The organism is Rhodococcus sp. LMD, from assembly GCF_056108245.1.
The window spans coordinates 2,632,147-2,655,111 of the sequence record NZ_CM148557.1 but is presented as its reverse complement, the minus strand read 5'-3'; the positions used below and the strand labels follow the sequence as shown (position 1 = coordinate 2,655,111).

Genomic DNA, 22,965 nt, shown 5'->3' with positions numbered 1-22,965 from the left:
GACACCGTGTCGGTCCCGGGCCATACCCTGCCAGGTGTGAACCCGGCCGCGACCACGCCCCCCACCGACGACCGGCCCGCGGCACCGCGGCCACCGGCGCTGTCGCCGTCCCGTGCCGCCGACTTCAAACGCTGCCCCCTGCTCTACCGGTTCCGGGCGATCGACCGCATCCCGGAGGTCCCGTCGCGAGCCCAGCTGCGCGGCAGTCTCGTCCACGCAGCCCTCGAAGCGTTGTTCACCCTGCCCGCCGCCGACCGGCTGCCCGCCCCCGCCGCCGAGCTGGTGGCACCGGCCTGGCGGCGGCTCGTCGAGCACGAACCCGCCCTCGCCGAGGTGATCGGCGAGGACCAGCGCGACCGGTTCCTCGCCGAGGCCCGCGCCCTGCTCGCCCGCTACTTCACCCTCGAGGACCCCACCGCGTTCACCCCCGAGGCGTGCGAGCTGCGGGTGGAGACCGACCTGGACGACGGGCCGCGGCTGCGCGGCTTCGTCGACCGGCTCGACATCTCCCCGCAGGGCCTGCTGCGCGTGGTCGACTACAAGACCGGCCGCTCCCCCCGGCCCGACGGCGAGGCGGCGGCACTGTTCCAACTGAAGTTCTACGCCCTGGTGATGCTGCGCACCCGCGGCGTGGTGCCGGCGCGGCTGCGACTGCTGTACCTCGCGGACGGACAGGTGCTCGACTACACCCCCGACCAGGACGAGCTGCGCCGCTTCGAGACCACCCTGCGCGCCCTCTGGGCGGCCGTGCGCACCGCGACCGACGCACAGGACTTCCGGCCCAACCCGGGACCGCTGTGCCGGTGGTGCGATCATCGGGTGCGGTGCCCGGCATTCGGCGGCACCGCCCCGCCCTATCCGGACCGCCCGGACGAACACGCCGGTGCGGACCGCACCGAGGAGGAGACGAACGAGTGAGCGACGCGGCGTACTTCGTGCCGATCGACGGGAGCAACCCCAGCGCCGACGTCGAACGCTTCCAGCCCACCGCGCACACCGTCAGCACGTGGGCACCGACGATGCAGCACGGCGCCCCGCCGTCCGCGCTGCTGGCCCGCGCCCTCGACCGCCACGGCCGACGACCCGACGCCCGACTGACCCGCATCTGCGTCGAACTGCTCGGCCCGGTGCCGCTGACCGAGATCGAGGTCCGCACCCGCATCGACCGCCCCGGCCGCAAGGTCGAACTCGTCGTCGCCGAGCTGTGGGCCGCCGGCCCCGACGGCACCGCCCGCGCCGTGGCCCGCGGCACCGCCTGGCGCATGCAGACCACCGAACTGCCCGAGGTCGCCCACACCGCCGACGCACCGCTGCCGCCACCCGCTCGCGGCACCGTCGAACACCCCGACGCCGACTTCTGGCAGACCGGGTTCGTGCGCACCCTGGACTGGCGCACCATCACCCCCATCGGGGCGCCCGGGCCGTCGGCAGCGTGGCTGCGCACCGACGTCGCACTCGTCGAGGGCGAAGCCCCCACCCCCGTGGAGCGGCTGTTCACCGTCGCCGACGTCGCCAACGGTGTCGGCTCCAAGCTCGACCCCGCCGAGTGGACATTCCTCAACACCGACCTGACGGTGCACCTGTTCCGGGAACCGACCGGCGAATGGATCGGCATCAGCGCCGAGACCTCCACCGGCCCGGACGGGGTGGGCATGACCGCCGGCGTGCTGTACGACGAGGACGGCGCCGTCGGACGGATCGCGCAGACCGTGCAGGTCCGCCCCCGCTGACCCCGCCGCGGGCACCGACCACCGATCACCGGGCGGACGCCCGCGGACCGTGCCACACTCGACCGGACATTTCGGTCGGCGCCAGGGGAGGACGACATGCCCGCGACCGGTCCCCACCGCCGAGCCCGCGCCGCCACCGCCGCGCTGCGCACGGCACCGTGGTGGACGTCCGTGCTCCTCGGACTCGTCTGTCTGCTGCTCGGCCTGCTGCTCACGACGAGACCGCTGACCTCACTGTCCGCGCTGGGCCTGCTGATCGGCCTGGCCGCGATCACCGCCGGCGCCGCCGACCTGCTCGCCGCGCACCGCTCCCACGCCGGTGCGGCGGCCATCGCCACTGCCCTCGCCTGGATCGGGTTCGGCATCGTCGTCCTCGCCTGGCTCGGCCGGGCCCTGGATCTGCTCGCCCCCGCCGTCGCGCTCGCCCTCGTCGTCGGCGGCGCCCTGCGTCTGGCCCGCGCCGCCCGCGGCGACCTCGACGAGCGACTCACCACCGCAGTCCTCGGCCTCGCCGACATCGTGTTCGGTGTCCTCGCCTGGCGCTGGCCCGACGTCACGGTCCTCGTCGTCGCCTTCCTGTTCGGCATCCGCACCGTGTTCTTCGGCCTCACCCGCATCGGCGACGGACTCGCCGCCCTCGACGACCGCACCCCCGGCCCCACCCCGACGGCGCCCCGCCGCACCCCGGCCCGGTACCGGCGACCGGCCGTGGCGGTTCTCGCGCTGCTCGTGGCCGTCGCCGCAGCCGGCGTCGCGGTCCGCCTGCGCGCCGGCTCCCCCGTCGTCGACGCGTTCTACACCGCACCGCACCGGATGCCCGATCATCCCGGCGCGCTGCTGCGCGCCGAACCGTTCACCCGCGCCGTCCCCGACGGCGCCGAGGCCTGGCGCATCCTCTACACCACCACCCGCGACGACAACCAGCCCGCCGTGGCCAGCGCCCTGGTCGTGGTCGCGAAGAACGCCCCGCCCGGACCTCGACCGGTGATCGCCTGGGCCCACGGGACCACCGGTTTCGCCGAACCCTGCGCGCCCACCCTCCTCGACGACCCGCTCGGCGCCGGCGCCCTGCCCGCCGAGTCCGCGCTCCTCGACCGCGGCTGGGCTCTGGTGGCCACCGACTACGTCGGCCTGGGCACCGCAGGCCCGCACCCGTACCTGATCGGGCAGGGCGAAGGACGCTCGGTGCTCGACGCTGTGCGCGCAGCCCACCAGCTCGACCACCTCGACCTCGCCGACCGCACCGTCGTGTGGGGGCACTCGCAGGGCGGGCACGCGGCCCTGTGGGCGGGGCTGCTCGCCCCCACCTACGCCCCGGACACACCCGTCGCCGGGATCGCCGTGATGGCCCCCGCCAGCGACACCGTCGCGCTGACCACCGGACTCGACACCGTTCCCGGCGGCAGCGTGTTCGCCTCGTACGTCCTCGCCGCCTACACCGCGGTCTACGACGACGTCGACGGCGACACCTACGTCGGGCCCGCCGCCCGCACCCTCGTGCGCGAGATGGCGACGAGGTGCCTGTCCGAACCCGCCGTCTACGTCTCGGTCCTGTCGGCACTCTCGCTCAGTCGCGACCGATCCGTGCTGCGCACCGACCCCACTACCGGACCCCTCGGCCGCCGCCTCGCGGAGAACGTCCCCACCGGCACGATGGCCGTGCCCGTCCTGCTCGCGCAGGGCGCCACCGATTCCCTCGTCACCGCCGCCGTGCAGGACGGCTACGTGCGCGACCGCTGCGCCGAGAACTGGGCCCTGGACTACCGCACCTATCCCGGCCGGGACCACCTCGGGCTCGTCGCCGAGGACTCCCCGCTCGTACCCGACCTGCTCACCTGGACCGAACAGCGTCTCGCCGGCACCGCCGCCCCCGGCACCTGCCCCGGGCGCTGACGCGCCGGGCGCTCGGCCGCGGCTACTCGACGCCGCGCATCGCGCGGCACGACCGGATGTCCGTGGCCAGGATCGCCCGCGCCCCGATCCCGGCGAGCCGATCCATCACCGCGTTGTGACCCTTGCGCGGCACCATCGCCCGCACCGCCACCGACGAATCGTCGGCCAGCGGGGAGATCGTCGGTGACTCCAGCCCCGGCGTGATCTGCACGGCCTCGTCGAGCACCGGCTTGGGGCAGTCGTAGTCGAGCATCACGTACTGCTGCGCGAACACCACGCCCTCGATGCGGGCGACGAGCTGATTGCGCGCCGAATCCCCGCGGCTCGCACCCTCCTGTTCGATCAGCACACCCTCCGAGTCGCACAGCGACTCCCCGAACGCCACCAGATCGTGCTGGCGCAGCGTCCGGCCCGAGCCGACGACATCGGCAATCGCGTCGGCGACGCCGAGCTGAATGGAGATCTCCACCGCACCGTCGAGACGGATCACCGTCGCCTCGATCCCCCGCGCCGCCAGGTCCCGCCGCACCAGATTCGGATACGAGGTGGCGATCCGCAGACCGGCCAGATCCTCGACCTTCCAGTCCCGGCCCCTGGGCGCGGCGTACCGGAACGTGGAGTACCCGAAACCCAGCGCGAGACGCTCGGTGACCGGCGCCGCCGAATCCAACGCCAGATCGCGGCCGGTGATCCCCAGATCGAGCTCGCCGGACCCGACGTAGATGGCGATGTCCTTCGGGCGCAGGAAGAAGAACTCGACGTCGTTGACCGGGTCGATGACGGTCAGATCGCGCGAGTCGGTGCGGCGCCGGTATCCGGCCTCACGCAGGATCTCGGCGGCGGACTCGGACAACGAGCCCTTGTTCGGAACTGCGACGCGCAGCATGGACGGTCCTTTCGGCAACGGTGCGAACAGCAAGGGGCGGGAAAACGTGCGGGAGGTCTCGCGGGCACGACGGCCGGCCACGGGCCACGGCCCGGCGGCGCGCCGTCACAGATGCTTGTAGACGTCCTCGAGCTTCAGTCCCCGGCCGACCATCAGCACCTGCACCCAGTACAGCAACTGCGAAATCTCCTCCGCCAGCTGTTCGTCGCTCTGGTACTCGGCGGCGATCCACACCTCGCCGGCCTCCTCGATCACCTTCTTGCCCTGGGCATGGACCCCGGCGTCGAGGGCGGCGACGGTGCCGGACCCCTCGGGACGGGTGACGGCACGCTCGGACAGCTCGGCGAACAGGGAATCGAAGGTCTTCACGGGGGTTCATTGTTTCATGACCGCGGCACGCTCCCGCACCCAGTGTCCCCCGCCGGACCGTCAGAACCCGAGGGTGAGGCCGCTGTCGAACCGGCGCCGCCGCCCGGTGCGCGGATCGTCGAACTCGACGGTCCGCGCCAGCAGGCGCAACGGATCGGAGAAGTCGTCCGGCGCGCGGCGCCGCAGCCGCGGATAGAAGTTGTCCCCCACGATCGGCGCGCCCAGCGAGTTCAGGTGCAGCCGCAGCTGATGGGTGCGCCCGGTCCGGGGATGGAGCCGGTACCGGGCCAGCGCGCCGCGCCGCTCCACCAACTCGATCCACGTCTCGGAGTTGGCCTCGCCGGGCTCCTCCACCGCCGTGAGCTCACCGTGCCGCTTCCGGATGCGGCTGCGCACCGTGCGGGGGAACTCGAGTCCGGGCCGGTAGGGGGCGATCGCCTCGTACACCTTGCGCACCCGCTGCCGTTCGAACAGCTGCTGGTACAGCCCCCGCAACGCCGGGTCGACGGTGCACAGCAGCACGCCCGCCGTCATCCGGTCCAGACGGTGCACCGGCACCAGCTCCGGCAGACCGAGTTCGCGGCGCAGCCGTACCACCACCGTCTCCCGGATGTGCGCGCCCCGCGGGATCGTCGCCAGGAAGTGCGGCTTGTCCACGACGACCAGCCCCTCGTCGCGGTGCAGGACGGTCACCGGGAACGGCACCGGCACCTCCGGCGGCGGCTCGCGGTAGAAGTACACGAACCGACCCGGCTGGTAGCCGGTGTCCTCGGTCACCGGCCGGCCGTGCTCGTCGACGAGTTCCCCGGCCGCGACGTGGCGCTGCCAGTCCTCACCGGGTTCGGCGCGGTGCAGGAACCCCAGGATCGTGCGGGCCGGATCGGTCACCGGCAGCCGCAGCCGATCGGGGCCGAGACCGTCGCGCACCGGCAGCGGCGGCGCGGCCACGGTCAAGGCCCGGCCGGGTCCGGCACGCACGCCTCGCACACCAGGCTCAGCTCCCGGCCGTTGATGTCCGGGTGGTTGCGGTAGCGCGAGGTCGGGGCCCCGCACACCGCGCACCGCCCCAGCACCGCCGCCGCGTCCGAGAACTCGACGTTCATCCGGCCGTCGAAGACGTACAGCGAACCCTCCCACAGCCCGTCGTCGCCGAACGTCTCGCCGTAGCGGACGATGCCGCCGTCGAGCTGATACACCTGCTCGAACCCGCGGTTGCGCATCAACGCGGACAGCACCTCGCAGCGCACCCCGCCCGTGCAGTAGGTCACCACCGGCCGCGACTTGAGATGGTCGTAGCGGCCGCTGTCGAGCACCGACACGAACTCGCGCGTGGTCGCCACGTCCGGCACCACCGCCCCACGGAACCGGCCGATCTGCGCCTCGAACGCGTTGCGTCCGTCGAAGAACACCACCTCGTCGCCGCGCTCGCCGATCAACTCGTGCAGCCCGTGCGGCGACAGCGGCACACCACCGCCGACCACCCCGTGCTCGTCGACCTTCACCTCGTGCGGCGCCCCGAACGTCACGATCTCCGGCCGCACCCGCACCGACAGGCGCGGAAAGTCCCGCCCGGTCCCGTCCGACCATTTGATGTCGGCGTCGGCGAACGGCGCGTACGCGCGGGTGCCGCGCACGTACCGCTTCACGGCGGCGATGTCGCCGCCGACGGTGGCGTTGATGCCGTGCTCGGAGATGAGGATGCGGCCGGTGAGCCCGTTCGACGCCGCCAGGGTGTGCTGCCACAACCGGATCGCCTCCGGATCGGCCAGCGGGGTGAACCGGTAGAACAACACGATCTTCGGGATCGCCACCTCAGTACGCTCCGGGCAGGTGCAGCGCGTGCAGGTCCGCGGCGGTCAGCCCGTCCAGACTCTCCCGGAACACCCGTCGCGGCGAGCCGGGCACCTCCGTCAACGACGGCACCACCAGCACCGTGCAGCCCGCGGCCTCCGCGGCCGCCGCCCCGGTGGGCGAGTCCTCCACCGCCAGACAGTGCACCGGATCGAGACCGAGCAGCTGTGCCGCCCGCAGGTACGGCGCCGGGTCCGGCTTGCCGGCCGGCACCTCGTCGCCGCACACCGAATGGTCGAAGTGCTCGCGCCCCAACGTGTCCAGGGCGAACTCGCACAACGCCCGGTCGGTGTTGGTCACCAGCGCGGACCCGAGCCCGGCGGCGCGCACCGCCCCCAGCGTCCGGCGCGCCCCGGGCCGCCACGGCAGCCCCTGCGCGAACAACTCCCCCATGCGCCCGTACAGCCACGCCTTCGCCGCGGCCAGGGCGTCGGGGTCCGGGACGAGATCGAGCGACTCGAACACCGTCCGCAACGCGAACGCGCTCGACGCCCCGATCGTCGCCCGCCGTGTCTCGTCCGTCATGGGCCCGCCCAGGCGCAGCGACAACTCCCGCATCCCGATGTCCCACAACGTTTCCGACTCGAGCAGCGTGCCGTCCATGTCCCACAGGACCGCTCGCAGCGTCGACGTGGCCACCGCGCTAGACATTGAAGTACTTCGCCTCCGGGTGATGCAGGACGAACGCGTCGGTGGACTGTTCCGGATGCAGCTGCAGCTCCTCCGACAGCTCCACCCCGATCCGGTCCGGCTCGAGCAACTCGACCAGCTTGATGCGGTCCTCGAGGTTCGGGCACGCCCCGTACCCGAACGCGAACCGCGCCCCGCGGTAGCCCAGCTTGAAGAACTCGGCCACGTCCGCCGGATCCTCCTCGGCCAGGTTGTGACCGCCGGCGAGCACCAGCTCCTCCCGGACCCGCCGGTGCCAGTACTCGGCCAGCGCCTCGGTCAGCTGCACGCCGATGCCGTGCACCTCCAGGTAGTCCCGGTAGGAGTTCGCCGCGAACAACTCGTTCGCGAAGTCCGCGATCGGCTGCCCCATCGTCACCAGCTGGAACGGCAGCACGTCCACCTGCCCCTTCGCCCGCGCGTCCGCCCGCGACCGCACGAAGTCGGCGATGCACAGGAACCGGCCGCGCTGCTGCCGCGGATAGGTGAACCGGTACCGCTCGGCGGCGTCCGGATGCGGCTCGGCCAGCACCACCACGTCGTCGCCTTCCGACACCGCCGGGAAGTACCCGTACACCACGGCGGCGTGCGCCAGGATCCCCTCGGTGGACAACCGGTCGAGCCAGTACCGCAGCCGCGGCCGGCCCTCGCTCTCCACCAGCTCCTCGTACGTCGGCCCGTCCCCGGTGCGCTGCCCGCGCAGCCCCCACTGTCCCAGGAACAGCGCCCGCTCGTCGATCAGGCCCGCGTAGTCGGCCAGCGCCACCCCCTTGACCACCCGGGTGCCCCAGAACGGCGGGGTGGGCACCTCGAGGTCGGCGGCCACATCGGAGCGTTCCGGCACCTCCACCGGCGTCTCGGCGGCCTTGCGCTTCTCCGCGATCCGCTTGGACCGCTCGTGCCGCGCCTTGCGCTCGGCGGCCTTCTCCTTCGCCGCGACCGCCTCCGGGCTGTCCGGCGCCGGGCCCTCGCCGCGCTTGACGGCCATGACCCGGTCCATCAGATGCAGCCCCTCGAACGCATCGCGCGCGTAGGACACCTCACCGTCGTAGATCTCGGCCAGGTCGTTCTCGACGTACGAGCGGGTCAGCGCGGCACCGCCGAGCAGCACCGGGAACCGCTGCGCCACCCCGCGGTGATTGAGCTCCTCGAGGTTCTCCTTCATCACCACGGTCGACTTCACCAACAGCCCGGACATGCCGATCACGTCGGCGTTCTTGTCCACGGCCGCGTCCAGGATCGTCGCGATCGGCTGTTTGATGCCGAGGTTGACCACCTCGTAGCCGTTGTTGCTCAAGATGATGTCGACGAGGTTCTTGCCGATGTCGTGCACGTCGCCCTTGACGGTGGCCAGCACGATCCGGCCCTTGCCCTCGTCGCCGGTGGACTCCATGTGCGGCTCGAGGTACGCCACCGCCGCCTTCATCACCTCGGCGGACTGCAGCACGAACGGCAGCTGCATCTGCCCCGAGCCGAACAGCTCCCCGACCGTCTTCATCCCCGACAGCAGCGTGTCGTTGATGATCGCCAGCGGCGGCGTCGTCTGCATCGCCTCGTCCAGATCCGCCTCGAGCCCGTTGCGCTCGCCGTCGACGATCCGCCGCTCGAGCCGCTCGAACAGCGGCAGCGCAGCGAGCTCCTGCGCGCGGGACTCGCGCGACGACGCCGCCGACACCCCTTCGAACAGCGCCATCAGCTTCTGCAGCGGGTCGTATCCCTCGCGCCGCCGGTCGTACACCAGGTCCAGCGCCGTCTCGCGCTGCTCGTCCGGGATCCGCGCCATCGGCAGGATCTTCGACGCGTGCACGATCGCCGTGTCCAGCCCCGCCTGCACACACTCGTGCAGGAACACCGAGTTCAGCACCTGCCGCGCCGCCGGGTTCAGTCCGAACGACACGTTCGAGATGCCCAGGGTGAAGTGCACCCGCGGATGCCGGCGCTTGATCTCGCGGATCGCCTCGATCGTCTCGATGGCGTCCCGGCGGACCTCCTCCTGCCCGGTGGAGATCGGGAACGTCAGGGCGTCGACGACGATGTCCTCCTCGCCGAGGCCCCAGTTGCCGGTCAGATCCGCGATCAGCCGCTCGGCGATGCGCACCTTGTGCTCGGCGGTACGCGCCTGACCCTCCTCGTCGATCGTCAACGCGACCACCGCGGCACCGTGCTCGACCACGTGCTGCATGATCCGTTCGAACCGCGAACCCGGGCCGTCGCCGTCCTCGTAGTTCACCGAGTTCACCGCGCACCGGCCCCCGAGATGCTCGAGACCGGCCCGGATCACGTCCGGCTCCGTCGAATCGATCATGATCGGCAACGTCGACGCCGTCGCCAGCCGGCTCGCCAGATCCGCCATGTCGGCGGCGCCGTCGCGGCCCACGTAGTCCACGTTCAGATCCAGCAGGTGCGCGCCGTCGCGGATCTGATCCTTCGCGATGTCCAGGCACTTCTGATGATCCCCGGCGAGCATCGCCTCCCGGAACGCCTTCGACCCGTTCGAATTGGTGCGCTCGCCGATCATCAGGATCGACGAGTCCTGCTCGAACGGCACCGCCGAGTACAACGACGACACGCCCGGCTCCGGCCGGGGAGCGCGTTCGGCGCGCTCGGTCTCGCGCACCGCCTCGGCGACCTGCCGGATGTGCTCGGGGGTGGTGCCGCAGCAGCCGCCGACCAGCGCCAGCCCGAACTCGGCGACGAACCCGCTGAGCGCCTGCGCCAGTTCCTCCGGGGTCAACGGGTACTCGGCACCGTTGGCCCCGAGCACCGGCAGGCCCGCGTTCGGCATGACCGACACCGGGAGCCGGGCATGCTTGGACAGATGCCGCAGGTGCTCGCTCATCTCCTCCGGGCCGGTGGCACAGTTCAGCCCGATCAGGTCGATGCCCAGCGGCTCGAGCGCCGTCAGGGCCGCCCCGATCTCGCTGCCGAGCAGCATCGTGCCGGTCGTCTCCACCGTCACGTGGGTGACGATCGGAATGCGCCGACCGGACCGCTCCATCGCGCGGCGGCTACCGACGATCGCGGCCTTCGCCTGCAGCAGGTCCTGGCAGGTCTCGACGAGGATGGCGTCGGCGCCGCCGTCGAGCATGCCCAGCGCGGACTCGGTGTAGGCGTCACGCAACACGGCGAACGGGGCATGACCGAGGGTGGGCAGCTTCGTGCCCGGACCCATCGAGCCCAGCACGAACCGTCCCATGCCGTCCGGGCCGGGACCCATCTCGTCGGCCACCTCCCGGGCCAGGCGGGCGCCGCGTTCGGACAGGTCCCGGATGCGATCGGCGATGTCGTAGTCGGCGAGGTTGGGCAGGTTGCAACCGAAGGTGTTGGTGGAAACGGCATCCGCTCCCGCCTCGAAGTACGCCCGGTGGATTCCCCGGATGACGTCGGGCCGGGAGTCGTTGAGAATCTCGTTGCACCCCTCGAGGCCGCGGAAGTCGTCCAGACTCAGATCCGCGGCCTGCAACATCGTGCCCATCGCCCCGTCTCCCACGACAACGCGCTGCGAGAGCGCATCGAGCAAGGCAGAGTGCAATGGGGTGGACATGCGTTCCAGACTAGTGGGCGGCCCGTCCGGCTCTCGCCGTAGGCTGGACAGGTGAGTGCAAGCGAGTTCGCCGAGACCCCGGAACCGGACGTGCCGACCCTGCGTGACCCGGTGCTGGTCGCCGCATTCGAAGGGTGGAACGACGCCGGTGACGCGGCCAGCGGCGCCGTCGAACACCTCGAGCTCATCTGGGACGCCGAACCGTTCGCCGAACTGGACTCCGAGGACTACTACGACTACCAGGTCAACCGCCCCATGGTGCGTCTCGTCGACGGCGTCACCCGCGAGATCGAATGGCCCGCCACCCGCCTGTCGGTGTGCTCGCCGCCCGGCAGCACACGCGACGTCGTGCTGCTGCGCGGCATCGAACCCAACATGCGCTGGCGCAGCTTCTGCGACGCCATCATCGAACTCGCCGACGAGATCGGCGTGCACACCGTCGTCATCCTCGGTGCCCTGCTCGCCGACACCCCCCACACCCGGCCCGTCCCCGTGACCGGCACCGCCTACAGCACCGACGCCGCCAAACGCTTCAACCTGGAAGGCTCGCGGTACGAAGGGCCCACCGGCATCGCCGGGGTCCTGCAGGATGCGTGCGTCCGCGCCGGCGTGCCCGCCGTGTCGTTCTGGGCCGCCGTCCCCCACTACGTCTCGCAACCCCCGAACCCCAAGGCCACCGTCGCGCTGCTGCGCCGCGTCGAAGACGTCCTCGACCTCGAGGTCCCGCTCGGCGAACTGCCGGTCCTCGCCGAGGAATGGGAACAGACCGTCACCGCGATGACCGAGGACGACGAGGAGATCGCCGAATACGTCCGCGCCCTCGAGGAACGCGGCGACGCCGAATCGGACATCTCCGAGGTCATCGCCAAGATCGACGGCGACGCCCTCGCCGCCGAGTTCGAACGCTACCTGCGGCGACGAGGCCCGGGCGGCTTCACCCAGTGAGGGCGGCACGCGCCTCGCTGCCGCGTGCCGCCCTCTACGCCGGAGGATTCCTCGGACCCTTCGGCGGCGGTGTCGTGGCGTCGATGCTGCCGGAGATCGGCGCCTCCACCGGCGTGAGCGCCGGCGCGGCCGCGAGCACCCTCACCGCCTACCTCGGACCGTTCGCGCTGACCATGCTCGTCTCCGGCACCCTCGGGGCACGGTGGGGACGGGTCCGCACCGTCCGCACCGCGTACATCGTCTACGCCGTCGCGTCGCTGGCGTCCGCGCTCGCCCCCACCCTCGGGCTGCTGCTCGCATCCCGGGCCCTGCAGGGCGTCGCCAACGCCTTCACCACCCCGCTGCTGCTCGCGGCGCTCGCCGCGCTCGTCCCGCGGGCCCGCCTCGGCCGCGCCCTGGGCCTGTTCGGGGCGATGCAGGCCGCCGGACAGACCTCGGCCCCGCTCGTCGGGGGGCTGGCCGCCGAGGTCGACTGGCGGTGGGCGTTCGTCGTGATCGCCGCGGCGGCCGCCGTCCTCGCCGTGATCGGCCTGCCCGAGCAGCTGACCGTGCCCACCGGCGAGGCCCCGCCACGGCTGCGCGACGCGCTGCGCCCCGACGTGGTGCGCATCGGGGTCGTCGCCCTGCTCGGTTGGGGAGCCCTCGGCGGGTTGAACTTCCTGCTCGCCTTCCGCGCCGAGGACGTCTTCGGTCTGACCCCCACGCAACGGGGCCTGCTCCTGACCGGCTTCGGCGTCGCCGGCATCCTCACCGCCCGCCGGGTCGGCACCCTCATCGACCGCATCGGCGCCCGTCGCACCGTGCTGCTCGGCGCTCTCGCCGGCGCCGGTCTCGTCGTCGTCGTCGGCACCGCCGGACTGCTGTGGCTGGTCGCGGCCGCGTGGTTCGTCGCCGGCATCGCCTCCCAGTGTGTGCTCGTCGGGGTCAACGCCGCCGTCCTCGGCTCCTCGGGCCGCAACCGCGGCGGCGCCGTCTCGGTGGTGCAGGCGTTCCGGTTCTCCGGCGGCGCCGTCGCCCCGCTGGCACTGACCCCCCTCTACGCCGCCGCCCCGGTCGCGAGCTTCGTCGTGCCCGCCCTCGTGCTCGCCGTCGTCGCCCCGCTGGCGATGCCGCGCCGCGACTCCCCCTCCCGCTGACATCCTCACCCCGGCGGCGGTGAGCACTTCCTGACCGCCGCGTAACCCCGGTGCCGCCGAGCCGTCACCGCCCCCGGCAACCCTGGACGCATGACCCCAACCGCGTCGCACCACCACGGCCCGCGTCGGCGCCTGCTCGTCGTCGGCAACGGCATGGCCGGCGCCCGCACCGTCGAGGAGATCCTCGCGCGCGGCGGCCGGGACCAGTTCGACATCACCATGATCGGCGACGAGCCGTACGGCAACTACAACCGGATCATGCTCTCCCACGTGCTGGCCGGGGAGGCCGACGTCGACGACGACCTCGTCCTCAATCCGATGAGCTGGTACCGCGCGAACGGCGTGACCCTGTACGCCGGTGACCGCGCCACCCGTCTCGACCGCTTCGGCAAGACCGTCACGTGCGAGTCCGGCCGGCAGGTCCCCTACGACCTGCTCGTCGTCGCGACCGGATCGAACACCTTCTTCCCCAACATGGACGGGCTGCGTGAACCGGACGGACGGCTCGGCCGCGGGGTCTTCGGCTTCCGCACCCTCGCCGACACCAACGGCATGCTGCAGATGGCCGACGCCCACGACGACGTCCGCGCCGTGGTCGTCGGCGGCGGCCTGCTCGGCCTCGAAGCCGCCTACGGGCTGCGCACCCAGGGCCTGACCGTCACCGTGGTGCACTCGCCCACCCACCTGATGAACCAGCAGCTCGACGAACGCGGCGGCCGGGTACTGCGCACCGAAATCGAACGACTCGGCATCACCGTGCACACCGGCACCCGCACCACCGCCGTCCTGCGCGACGACCGCGGCGCCGTGACCGCCGTGCACTTCGCCGACGGCACCGTCGTCGACACCGACATGGTCGTGGTCACCGCCGGCATCCGTCCCAACACCGAATTCGCCCGCGCCGGCGGCCTCGTCGTCGAACGCGGCATCGTCGTCGACGACCAGATGCGCTGCGAGGAAGAATCGAGCATCTACGCCGTCGGCGAATGCGCCCAGCACCGCGGCGAGGTGTACGGGCTCGTCGCACCCGTCTGGGAACAGGCCGTCGTCCTCGCCGAGCACCTCACCGGCACGAATCCCCACGCCGCGTACGAGGGCTCGCGCACCGGCACCGCCCTCAAGGTCGCCGGCATCGACGTCGTCGCGATGGGCATCAAGGGACCCGAACACGAAGACGACGAGTTCGTCCAGTTCTACGATCCGCGCAGCGGCATCTACAAGAGCATCGTCGTGCGCGACGACCGGCTCGTCGGCGCCATGCTGCTCGGCGACGTGAGCAGAGCCACCACCCTGACCCAGGCCTTCGACGGCAGGATCGAGATCCCCGCGGACCGCGCGGCGCTGCTGTTCGACCTCGGCGACCCGCAGGGCGCCGACGTCGCCGCCGACCTGCCGGACGAAACCCAGGTGTGCAACTGCAACGGCGTCAGCAAGGGTGACATCGTCTCCTGCGTCCACGACGGCGCCGGCACCCTCGCGCAGGTGTGCGCCCGCACCCGCGCCGGGAAGGGCTGCGGCTCGTGCAAGAGCCTGGTCGCCGACATCGTCGCCTGCGCCGCCGGCGGCGCCCTCGCCGCGGACCCCGCCGCGAACTGGTACGTGCCGTGCATCCCGCTCGCCAAACCGGACCTGATCGCCGAGATCCGCCGCCGCGACCTGCGTGCGGTCTCCCAGGTCTTCGCCGAACTCGCCCCCGGCGGCCGCGAGGAGGCCACCGCCAAGATGCCGCTCGCGTCGCTGCTGCGCACCGTGTGGGGCCCCGACTGGGTCGACGAACGGGGTGCGCTGTTCATCAACGACCGCGTCCACGCCAACATCCAGCGCGACGGCACCTTCTCCGTGGTGCCGCAGATGAAGGGCGGGGTCACCACCCCGGACCAGCTGCGGCGCATCGCCGACGTCGCCGACAAGTACGACGTGCCCATGGTCAAGGTCACCGGCGGCCAGCGCATCGACCTGCTCGGCATCCGCAAGGAGGACCTGCCGAAGGTGTGGGCCGACCTGGACATGCCCTCCGGATACGCCTACGGCAAGAGCTTCCGCACCGTCAAGACCTGTGTCGGCAGCGACTTCTGCCGCTTCGGCCTCGGCGACTCGACCGCGCTCGGCATCGCCCTCGAGGAACGCTTCCAGGGACTCGAGACACCCGCCAAGCTGAAACTCGCCGTGGCCGGATGCCCCCGCAACTGCTCGGAAGCGCTGTGCAAGGACGTCGGCGTCGTCGCGGTCGGCGACGGACGCTGGGAGATCTACGTCGGCGGCGCCGCCGGCGCCCACATCCGCAAGGGTGACCTGCTCGCCGGCCCCGTGTCCGGCGACGACGTCCTGGCCCTGGCCGGCCGGTTCATCCAGTACTACCGCGAGAACGCCGCATGGCTCGAGCGAACCTACGACTTCGTGCCCCGCGTCGGCATCGACCGGCTCCAGGCGCTGCTGGTCCGAGACGAGGAGGACATCGTGACCGGACTCGACGACCGCATCGGCGCCGCCGTCGCGGCATACCGGGACCCCTGGCTCGAACGGACAGCCCCGAAGTCGCCGGCACAGTTCCGTCCCGCGCTGCCGCTGCTCCCGCTGCCGCAGGTGCCGGTCCGATGACCACCACCGAAAGCCGGACCACCGCGCGGGAGTACGAGGTAGGCGCGCTGAGCGACCTGACCCCGGGCGAAGGCCGCACCTACACGGCGGGCGGACGGCAGATCGCCGTGTTCCTGCTCGGCGACGGCACCGTCCGGGCGCTGGACGCGGTGTGCCCACACCGGGGCGGACCGCTCGCCGACGGCCAGATCGACCCCGACCTCGTCGTGTGCCCCCTGCACCAGTACGCGTTCAGGTTCGACACCGGACGGTGCACCGCACCCGGCATCGACCCCGTCCACATCTACCCCGCGCGGGTGCACGACGGCCGGATCGTCGTCACCGTCGGGTGAGCGACGGGTGGCTGTCACGCCACCAGCAGTACACGTACAGCGTCAGCGCGGCGACGAGGGCGGTGACCACCCAGATGGTCACCGCCACGTCGACCCACGACCCGATCGGCGGCGAACCCGGCAGGATGCCTCGCAGCGGAACCACGGCGAACAGCATGGCCGCCATCCAGGCGAGCATGTCGGTTTCGACTGCCCGGCGCCGCCGGAACGTCTGCACCGCGACGAACGCGGCGAGCACCGCGAGGACGACCATCATCAGCAGCAGGATCGCCGCATACACCAGAGTGCCCCCGGTGCGCACGAACACCACCTCGGTGCCGTCCACCCCCTCGGGGAAACCGAGCTCCGGGGCCGCCACGACCGCTCTACGGTCGATCGACCACCCGTCGATGCGGCCGTCGATCAGCACCGCCGACGGCACCGGCTCCCGCTCCGCTCCCTCCCCCACGTCGACCTCCACGACGACCGGCGTGACGTCGAAGACGTCGAACGGCCAGCGGATCGCCTGCCCCCGCGCCAGCAGTTCCACCGGGTAGGCGACAGGCACGGTGTGAGCCGGGAAGAACAACTCCGACTGCGCGACAGCCGGCACGAGCAGCACACTCAGCGGCACGGCGAGCGTGGCCCCGTTCGCATCGAGGAACGACTCCCCGGGATAGATGGTGACCTCCGCATGCACCCGGTCGACCGTCGGCTGCAGCGACTTCATCGTCACCACCACGAGCACCGAGTCGGCAGCCACCTCCACGGGCCGCCACTCCCGCCGTTCGTGCGAACTCACCCCGAACAGGAGGAGTACGCCGGCATACACAGCGATCGCCGCCGCCACCAGCGACATCAGCACAGACCGGCGAGACGGGCGATTCGGACGCGGCGCAGGCACTCCCGGACTGTAGTCCGCAGGTGCCGCCCGGGGGTCTTTGCTTTGTTTGTTGGCGAGTTGTCGTGGGAGCGAGGAAGGTTTCGGTAATTTTGTATGTTCCGTATTGTTCGGAACATTTCCCGTCGTTCCGGGCGACCGCCGAGTCGGCCTCCACTTCGCACCACCCTCGACGTCCTCACATGGCTTCGCCGGCTCGGGACCGACCGGACGGAACATCGGCCTCCGGATTCTGCTGTTCCGAGACTCTGCGCCTCGTCGCCTGCCGCTCCGCTCCCCTGCACTACAAGCCGAGAACGAGTGTTCGCAAATTGTTGGGCTTCCGTGTCGTACCGATTACCTATGGTGGGGACATGACCGCGTCCGCACCGCTCGCAGAACCAGCCGACAGCGCGACGGGCCCCCGCCCGGAGCGGCCCATCGACATCTACCGCCGCGCCATCGCCGTGGTCGAGGCGTGCCTGCCCCTGGGCTGGACGGTCACCTCCGACCGCCCCCGCTCCCCCGCGGCCCCCGACCGGATCCTCGTGACCGCGCCCGACGGCGAATCGGTGTCGTACGCGGTCATCGCGTCCCGCGGCGTCCTCAGCGGAGACGTCGCGCGCATCGCCGCGGAACTGTCCGAGTCCGACCGCGGATTCGTGTGCGCTCACTATCTCTCCGATCCGGTCCGCCGCCAGCTCGATCAGCACGGCATCTCGTACTCCGACGCGACCGGGAATCTCACGCTCGTCGCGTCCCGGCCGGCGATGTGGGTGCGCAACCGCGGCGCCGACGCCGACCCGTGGCGCGGGCCCGGCCGGCCGTCGGGCGTGCTCACCGGCGAACCGTCCGAACGCGTGGTCCGGGCGCTCGCCGACTTCACCGGGGAGATGTCCGTACCGGAACTGATCCGGCTCTCCGGTGCCTCCACCGGCGCCACCTACCGCGTCGTCGAGGTCCTCGGGGAACGGGAACTGATCCGCCGCATTCCGCGCGGCCCGATCACGATGGTGCACTGGGAGAAGATGCTGCGCGCGTGGGCTGCGGACCGTAAGCCTTGCGTCACAAGGGGATTCGCCGCGCCCGACGGCATCGGCACGGTACGGGCGGATCTCTCCGAACCGCTCGACCTGAGCTATGCGATCACCGGTCTCGGGGCCACCGACTACGCAGGCGCCGAGGTCCTCGAGGTGTACGCCGACGACCCGGACACGTTCGCCCAGGCCCTGGGTCTGCGCCCGGTCGACCGCGGCGCCGACGTCGTGGTGGCCACGCCGTGGTCGCCGGTGGTGTTCGAGCGGATGGAGCGACGCGACGGACTACGCTTCGCGGCACCGTCCCAGGTCTATGCGGACCTGCTGGCCGGACCGTTCCGCAATCCGAACGCCGCCGAACACCTACTCGCGGCGCTCACCGCCGACCCGAGCGCGTGGCGCCGGCCCGTGGGGCGCACCTGACCGTGGTCAGAGGCCGAGCGCGGTGACGGCATTGCCGGCGAGTCCGGCGTGCTGGCGGCTGTAGAGCGCCACCATCCGCTCGTCGGCGTGCCCCGTCTGCGTCATGATCGTCTGGGTCGTGGCTCCGTTGCGGACGGCCTGGGTGACGAACCCCGCGCGCAGGCTGTGCCCGCCCAGGGTGGCGACCACCTCGGGCGCGAACCCCGCCTGCCGCGCCCGGCGCTGGATCATCGAGTGCACCGACTGCCCGCTCAGGGCGCCGCTGCCGACGGCACCGGTGCGGTGGATCGTGCGGAACAGCGGCCGTTCCACACTCCCCGTCCCCGGCGCGACACCGCGGCAGCAGTGCTCGTCGCCGGCGGCACACTCGGCGCTCACCAACTCCCGCACCGCCGCCCCACCGTCCGCGTCCCATGCGTCGAGCACCTCGCGCCAGCGCCGGTAGGCGCACACCGGGCAGGTCTGCGGATCCCGGCCGTACGGGAGCGTGACGGTGCGCCCGCGCGCGTCCCGATCCGCCTTCGAGCGACGAATCGTCACGTACAACCCGTCGGACCGATGGGCGACGACATCGGACATGGCCAGTGCCGACAGTTCCGACCGGCGCATCGCACCGGCGAGCCCCAGCAGTAGCAGGGCGGAGTCGCGGCGCTCGGCTACCCGATCCGGCCACTCGGTGGCGGCGGTGCGCATCGCTCCGACGATCGCCCGGATGTCGTCGGTGAGCAGGGGTGTGCGGCGCGCCGGTGGCGCCGCACGGGTCCGCCGGATGCCCCGCACCACGTCTCGCACGGCCTCGTGGTGTCCCGGCTTCGGCAGTCCCGCCAAGGCGTGCATCTTGTTGATCGTCGCGACCCATCGCGCGAGGGTCGACGGGGCGTACGCCCACCGCCCGTCGGGTCGCAGTTCGCCCGACTTCTCGGTCAGGTACCAGCCCACGAGTTCGGGCGCGGCCGGAAGGGGGACGTGACCGACGGTGTCGCACCATCGGGCGAACTTGTTCCAGTCGCTGGTCACGGCGGCGCGGGTGTTCTCCGATGCGGCCTTGGCGCGGAGCCGGCGCATCGCCTCCTCCACACCGGGGGGAAGCGCCGGCGCAGGCAGTGGCGACTCGGGGGAATCATTGCCCGGCAACTGATTCGTCACGGTGACACCACTCCTCTGCCCGACCCTTCGCGCACGGACGATACGCGTCGATCGCGCCCCTCGCGTCGACGACACCGGCCGGCGCGTCGTGCCCGGCTCGGGGGTGCGACGCACGCACCCGTGCGGCGCCCCGGGCAGAAGCTGTTCCCGCCGGTCAGCGCGCGGGCGTGTGCGACCGGCCCGGGACTCGACCGTGACGGGCCTCGACTGCCTGCCGTGTCTCCTCGGCGATCAGGTCCGCGTTGATCCGGGCGGCGACGGACGCGCCTGCCGCCGCGGCGGCACCCACCTGGGCGACGGGATCGGTGACGTTACCGGCAACCCAGACGCCGGGGACGTCGGTGCGGCCGGTCACGTCCGCCGGAATGTGCTCTCCCACCCCGGCCGGATGCTGCGCCGGCCGCACCCCGAGGGGCGCGAGAAAATCGGTGCGCACCACCATCCGCGGCGCGACCACCAGCGCCTCCCGGGCGATCGTCCGGTCCCCACGCAGCCGTACCCCCGCAAGTCGGTCGTCGACGGTCTCCACTGCCACGACCTCACCGTCGATCACCCGGACGCCACGCGCGGCCAGTTGCTCCGCCTCCTCTGCGGCGGGCCCCGGCGCCGTGTGGGTGAAGAAGGTGACGTCGGCGCTCCACTGCCGGAACAGCAGGGCCTGGTGCACGGACATGGGGCCGCTCGCGAGCACGCCGATCGCCTGGTCGCGGACCTCCCAGCCGTGGCAGTACGGGCAGTGCAGCACGTCTCGTCCCCACCGTGCCCGCAGGCCGGGTACGTCGGGCAGGTCGTCGACCGCTCCGGTGGCCACCAGCACCTGACGACCACGGGTCACCCGGCCGTCGGACAGCGCCACCTCGAACCCGCCGTCTCTGCGGGTGACAGCATCCACGCCGGCGCGCACCACGTCACCGCCGTATCCGCGGACCTCGCCCCGGCCGCGCTCGAGCAGTTCGGCCGGCGGGATCCCCTCGCGGCCCAGCAGCCCGTGCACACCCGTCGCCGGTGCATTGCGCGGCGCACCCGCGTCGACGACGACCACCGATCGTCGCGCGCGGGCGAGCATCAGTGCCGCGTTCAACCCGGCGGCTCCCCCGCCGATCACTATCACGTCGTATCCGTACCCGAGCACGTCGCTCATCTCGACCACCTCCACGACGACTGTGCGTGCCGACCGCAATGACTGGCAACATAATTTGCCGATATGGCAAAATTCCCGCATGGACGATCTCGACCAGGCGCTCGCGACGGTCGGACCCCGGCTCCGCGCGCTGCGGCGTACCCGCGAGACGACGTTGACCGATCTCTCGGCGGCGACGGGCATCTCGGTGAGCACCCTGTCCCGACTCGAGTCCGGAACCCGCCGACCGACGCTCGAGCTGCTGCTGCCCCTGGCCAGAGCGCACGGGGTGACGCTCGACGAACTGGTCGGCGCCCCGCCGACGGGCGACCCGCGCATTCACCTGCGTCCCGTCACCCGGCACGGCATGACCATGGTGCCGCTCACCCGGCGAGCCGGCGGGATCCAGGCGTACAAGCTGGTGCTCCCCGCCGACAGCAGCCGCGGGGAACCGGATCCCCAGACCCACGAGGGGTACGAGTGGCTCTACGTCCTCGACGGACGGCTACGGCTCGTCCTCGGTGAGCACGACCTGGTTCTCTCCCCCGGGGAGGCGGCCGAGTTCGACACTCGCGTGCCGCACTGGTTCGGCGCCGCCGGTGCCGAACCGGTCGAGTTCCTCAGCCTGTTCGGCAAGCAGGGTGAACGAGCGCATCTTCGCGCCCGTCCGGCCACGAAACCTGTTCCGCGCCAGTCCGATCCGTAGAGATCTCCCGCTCCCGTGTGGGCACGGAAGGGCCGATGGTTCACCGCTGAGCCCCGGCACGGAACCCCTCCCCGCTTTTCGCCCACCCACGGCGTTCCGACTCACTATAAGAGGGGGTTATGACGATCATGCCCGATCCATGCATATATGCGAATCTATGCGCCCTTTGGAGGTCGACTGGATGGGTCTTCGTAACGTTTCGAGTTTCGTCCGCATAGCACCTTCATCTAACTGCTATTATTTTTTCTCATTCATTTCGTTTCGTAATTCATTTCGTTTTGAGACACGTACACTGCGGCCCACAGGACGCGCCGGGGCCCGTATTCGGCCCGCGGGGAAGGCCCCCGCCTCGTGCGCTCGGCTGGTGAGCTCGGTCGAGAAAGAGCTGGGCAGTGATTCGGCTAATCGAGGAATTCCGTAGGCAGCCGATTCCACTAATGCCTCCTGGCCTCTCCCTCCCCCTGATAGATATGGCGGCAACCACCGACCGAGATGAGGAATCCGTGAGCGAAGCGAGCACCGGCGACTCCCTGCCCGACCAACGCATGCCCGACCAACGCATGCCCGACGCGCGCCCGAAGCCGGGACGGCCGCGCAAGTACGCGTCCGCCGCAGACCGGGTCCGGGCCTACCGAGAACGCGAACGGCAGAAGAGGGAGGCGGCCTCCCTGGCCGAGCTGACCACTCCCCCGGGCCCGGCCGAAGCAGCCACCAACCTGGCGTCCGCCGTCGCCGCGCTCCGCACCCTGAACGCGACGTCGCTCGCGCAGTACAACGCCGTCGCCGCGCAGATCACCGCGGCCGTCGACAAGCTCACCGACCCGGACGCACTCGAGGCGCAGATGACCCGGGCCACCACGGAGCTGGCGAAGGTGAAGGCGGACGCGGATGCCAGGATCGCCCGCCTGCGCGAGCAACTCGCCCAGGCAACCGAGGACCGCGACAACGCGGAGGCCGCCGTCGAGGCCGTCGACCGCGAGCTGGCGGACGCCCGCGCCGCGCACAACACCCGGATCCGGGACCTCGAGACCGCGCATCGCGACGAGTCGACACGAGCGGCCGAGGAGCACGCGGACACACTGCGCACCTGGCAGGAACGCATCGACGCCACCGCGGCCGCGCACGCCGCGGAGATCGCCGAGTACCGGTCGACCGTCACCACCCAGCAACAGCAGCTCGCCCGGCTCGAATCGGAGCTCGCGACCCTGCGTGACGAACTGGCGCACACCCGCGCCGCGGCGGAGAAGGAGGCGGCCACGGCCGCCGCGGCCGTGGCCCGGCTCGACACCGATCTCACGGCGGAACGCGCCCGCGTCGAGGAACTGCGCGGCGCCCTCGAGGAGGCTCGCGTCGCGGCGGCCGCCGCGCGGGCCGCCGCGACCGCGGCCCGCGATCGAGGCGACGAACTGCGGGCCGAGATCGTCGACCTGCGCGGCGAGCGGGACCGGCTCCGGGGCGAGCTCGCCGCGGCACACGCCGCGGCGGCCGAGACCCGCCGCGAGGCGGACCCGACGGAGACGACGCCGGCCGAGAGCTGACCGAGCGGCGACGTTCCCGACCCCGGCGACGACCGGACGCCCACGCGAGGCACGGCGGCGCCTCCCGCCCCGGGTGTGGCACGCACGGCACCGGGGGTTGCGTGGCACGTGGGCCGCCCCCGCCTACCCTGTCACGGTGAACGAAACGCAGCCGCCCGCCGGGCACACCGACCCGGGGCCCGG

19 protein-coding genes are annotated in these 22,965 nt (G+C 71.8%); 10 read left to right on the top strand and 9 right to left on the bottom strand.

Translation table 11 applies throughout. The annotated features are described in order from the left end of the window. Positions 1-36 precede the first annotated feature (36 nt). The 3 genes from ACWPQI_RS12330 (at position 37) to ACWPQI_RS12320 (ending at position 3,623) form a co-directional block, all read left to right on the top strand. Positions 37-918, top strand: a complete 882-nt coding sequence (locus ACWPQI_RS12330; RefSeq protein ID WP_040269745.1) for a RecB family exonuclease — start codon at positions 37-39, stop codon at positions 916-918. Beyond that, positions 915-1,730, top strand: a complete 816-nt coding sequence (locus ACWPQI_RS12325; RefSeq protein WP_010596460.1) for a thioesterase family protein — start codon at positions 915-917, stop codon at positions 1,728-1,730. Before ACWPQI_RS12330 ends, ACWPQI_RS12325 begins: the two co-directional genes overlap by 4 nt. Positions 1,731-1,826: 96 nt before the next feature. Beyond that, positions 1,827-3,623, top strand: coding sequence for an alpha/beta fold hydrolase (locus ACWPQI_RS12320; protein WP_040269743.1), 1,797 nt, complete (start codon positions 1,827-1,829; stop codon positions 3,621-3,623). Positions 3,624-3,645: 22 nt separating this feature from the next. Here the strand turns inward: ACWPQI_RS12320 and hisG are convergent, their stop codons facing one another. The 6 genes from hisG to metH all read right to left on the bottom strand — a co-directional run bounded on the left by hisG (position 3,646) and on the right by metH (position 10,942). Further along, positions 3,646-4,509 carry an ATP phosphoribosyltransferase gene (gene hisG / locus ACWPQI_RS12315; protein WP_010596462.1) on the bottom strand — a complete coding sequence of 288 codons (864 nt, stop codon included), beginning with the start codon at positions 4,507-4,509 and terminating at the stop codon, positions 3,646-3,648. Positions 4,510-4,614: 105 nt separating this feature from the next. Next, positions 4,615-4,878, bottom strand: a complete 264-nt coding sequence (locus tag ACWPQI_RS12310; RefSeq protein ID WP_003937712.1) for a phosphoribosyl-ATP diphosphatase — start codon at positions 4,876-4,878, stop codon at positions 4,615-4,617. 60 nt (positions 4,879-4,938) lie between these two features. Continuing rightward, the gene (locus tag ACWPQI_RS12305; protein ID WP_026138018.1) at positions 4,939-5,826 is read right to left on the bottom strand and encodes a pseudouridine synthase; all 888 of its coding nucleotides are present in this window, start codon (positions 5,824-5,826) and stop codon (positions 4,939-4,941) included. A 2-nt stretch (positions 5,827-5,828) separates the two neighbouring features. Further along, positions 5,829-6,689 carry an oxygen-dependent tRNA uridine(34) hydroxylase TrhO gene (gene trhO, locus ACWPQI_RS12300; RefSeq protein ID WP_010596464.1) on the bottom strand — a complete coding sequence of 287 codons (861 nt, stop codon included), beginning with the start codon at positions 6,687-6,689 and terminating at the stop codon, positions 5,829-5,831. A gap of 1 nt (position 6,690) precedes the next feature. Next, positions 6,691-7,380: an HAD family hydrolase gene (locus ACWPQI_RS12295; protein ID WP_040269738.1), complete on the bottom strand. Its 690-nt coding sequence runs from the start codon at positions 7,378-7,380 to the stop codon at positions 6,691-6,693. After that, entirely contained in the window at positions 7,373-10,942 is a 3,570-nt protein-coding gene (metH, locus tag ACWPQI_RS12290; protein ID WP_040269736.1) for a methionine synthase, read from the bottom strand. The genes ACWPQI_RS12295 and metH overlap by 8 nt, the downstream gene beginning before the upstream one ends. Before the next feature lie 51 nt (positions 10,943-10,993). Here metH and ACWPQI_RS12285 point away from each other — a divergent pair, with 51 nt between their 5' ends. From ACWPQI_RS12285 to ACWPQI_RS12270, 4 genes are all read left to right on the top strand, one after another. Then, positions 10,994-11,887 carry a PAC2 family protein gene (locus ACWPQI_RS12285; RefSeq protein ID WP_010596468.1) on the top strand — a complete coding sequence of 298 codons (894 nt, stop codon included), beginning with the start codon at positions 10,994-10,996 and terminating at the stop codon, positions 11,885-11,887. Beyond that, a complete protein-coding gene (locus ACWPQI_RS12280; protein WP_017681801.1) occupies positions 11,884-13,023 on the top strand; it encodes an MFS transporter in 1,140 nt (379 codons plus the stop codon). The genes ACWPQI_RS12285 and ACWPQI_RS12280 overlap by 4 nt, the downstream gene beginning before the upstream one ends. 90 nt (positions 13,024-13,113) lie before the next feature. Further along, entirely contained in the window at positions 13,114-15,621 is a 2,508-nt protein-coding gene (nirB, locus tag ACWPQI_RS12275) for a nitrite reductase large subunit NirB (RefSeq protein WP_010596470.1), read from the top strand. Continuing rightward, complete coding sequence (locus ACWPQI_RS12270) at positions 15,618-15,953, top strand: Rieske (2Fe-2S) protein (protein ID WP_010596471.1); 336 nt, start codon at positions 15,618-15,620, stop codon at positions 15,951-15,953. The genes nirB and ACWPQI_RS12270 overlap by 4 nt, the downstream gene beginning before the upstream one ends. On the opposite strand, the gene ACWPQI_RS12265 is transcribed toward ACWPQI_RS12270, so the two are convergent. Further along, positions 15,940-16,791 carry a DUF4436 family protein gene (locus ACWPQI_RS12265; RefSeq protein WP_172603596.1) on the bottom strand — a complete coding sequence of 284 codons (852 nt, stop codon included), beginning with the start codon at positions 16,789-16,791 and terminating at the stop codon, positions 15,940-15,942. The genes ACWPQI_RS12270 and ACWPQI_RS12265 overlap by 14 nt on opposite strands. Before the next feature lie 395 nt (positions 16,792-17,186). Here ACWPQI_RS12265 and ACWPQI_RS12260 point away from each other — a divergent pair, with 395 nt between their 5' ends. Then, positions 17,187-18,272: a hypothetical protein gene (locus tag ACWPQI_RS12260; protein WP_010596473.1), complete on the top strand. Its 1,086-nt coding sequence runs from the start codon at positions 17,187-17,189 to the stop codon at positions 18,270-18,272. Between the two features lie 6 nt (positions 18,273-18,278). Here the strand turns inward: ACWPQI_RS12260 and ACWPQI_RS12255 are convergent, their stop codons facing one another. Then, the gene (locus tag ACWPQI_RS12255) at positions 18,279-19,337 is read right to left on the bottom strand and encodes a site-specific integrase (protein WP_048774383.1); all 1,059 of its coding nucleotides are present in this window, start codon (positions 19,335-19,337) and stop codon (positions 18,279-18,281) included. A 235-nt stretch (positions 19,338-19,572) separates the two neighbouring features. Beyond that, positions 19,573-20,559 (bottom strand): NAD(P)/FAD-dependent oxidoreductase, encoded by a 987-nt coding sequence (locus ACWPQI_RS12250; protein ID WP_253261040.1) that lies wholly within the window; start codon positions 20,557-20,559, stop codon positions 19,573-19,575. Positions 20,560-20,638: 79 nt separating this feature from the next. Between ACWPQI_RS12250 and ACWPQI_RS12245 the strand changes: the two genes are divergently transcribed. Further along, positions 20,639-21,244, top strand: coding sequence for a helix-turn-helix domain-containing protein (locus ACWPQI_RS12245; RefSeq protein WP_048774377.1), 606 nt, complete (start codon positions 20,639-20,641; stop codon positions 21,242-21,244). A 503-nt stretch (positions 21,245-21,747) separates the two neighbouring features. After that, positions 21,748-22,782, top strand: a complete 1,035-nt coding sequence (locus tag ACWPQI_RS12240) for a hypothetical protein (protein WP_474738826.1) — start codon at positions 21,748-21,750, stop codon at positions 22,780-22,782. The last annotated feature ends 183 nt before the right edge of the window (positions 22,783-22,965 follow it).

Bases quoted from the DNA above. Each gene is read 5' to 3' on its own strand.
- ACWPQI_RS12255 (WP_048774383.1), bottom strand. From the start codon at position 19,337: ATGCGCCGGCTCCGCGCCAAGGCCGCATCGGAGAACACCCGCGCCGCC.
- nirB (WP_010596470.1), top strand. From the start codon at position 13,114: ATGACCCCAACCGCGTCGCACCACCACGGCCCGCGTCGGCGCCTGCTC.
- ACWPQI_RS12245 (WP_048774377.1), top strand. From the start codon at position 20,639: ATGGACGATCTCGACCAGGCGCTCGCGACGGTCGGACCCCGGCTCCGC.
- hisG (WP_010596462.1), bottom strand. From the start codon at position 4,509: ATGCTGCGCGTCGCAGTTCCGAACAAGGGCTCGTTGTCCGAGTCCGCC.
- ACWPQI_RS12250 (WP_253261040.1), bottom strand. From the start codon at position 20,559: ATGAGCGACGTGCTCGGGTACGGATACGACGTGATAGTGATCGGCGGG.
- ACWPQI_RS12270 (WP_010596471.1), top strand. From the start codon at position 15,618: ATGACCACCACCGAAAGCCGGACCACCGCGCGGGAGTACGAGGTAGGC.
- ACWPQI_RS12260 (WP_010596473.1), top strand. From the start codon at position 17,187: ATGACCGCGTCCGCACCGCTCGCAGAACCAGCCGACAGCGCGACGGGC.
- metH (WP_040269736.1), bottom strand. From the start codon at position 10,942: ATGTCCACCCCATTGCACTCTGCCTTGCTCGATGCGCTCTCGCAGCGC.
- ACWPQI_RS12295 (WP_040269738.1), bottom strand. From the start codon at position 7,380: ATGTCTAGCGCGGTGGCCACGTCGACGCTGCGAGCGGTCCTGTGGGAC.
- ACWPQI_RS12265 (WP_172603596.1), bottom strand. From the start codon at position 16,791: ATGTCGCTGGTGGCGGCGGCGATCGCTGTGTATGCCGGCGTACTCCTC.
- ACWPQI_RS12320 (WP_040269743.1), top strand. From the start codon at position 1,827: ATGCCCGCGACCGGTCCCCACCGCCGAGCCCGCGCCGCCACCGCCGCG.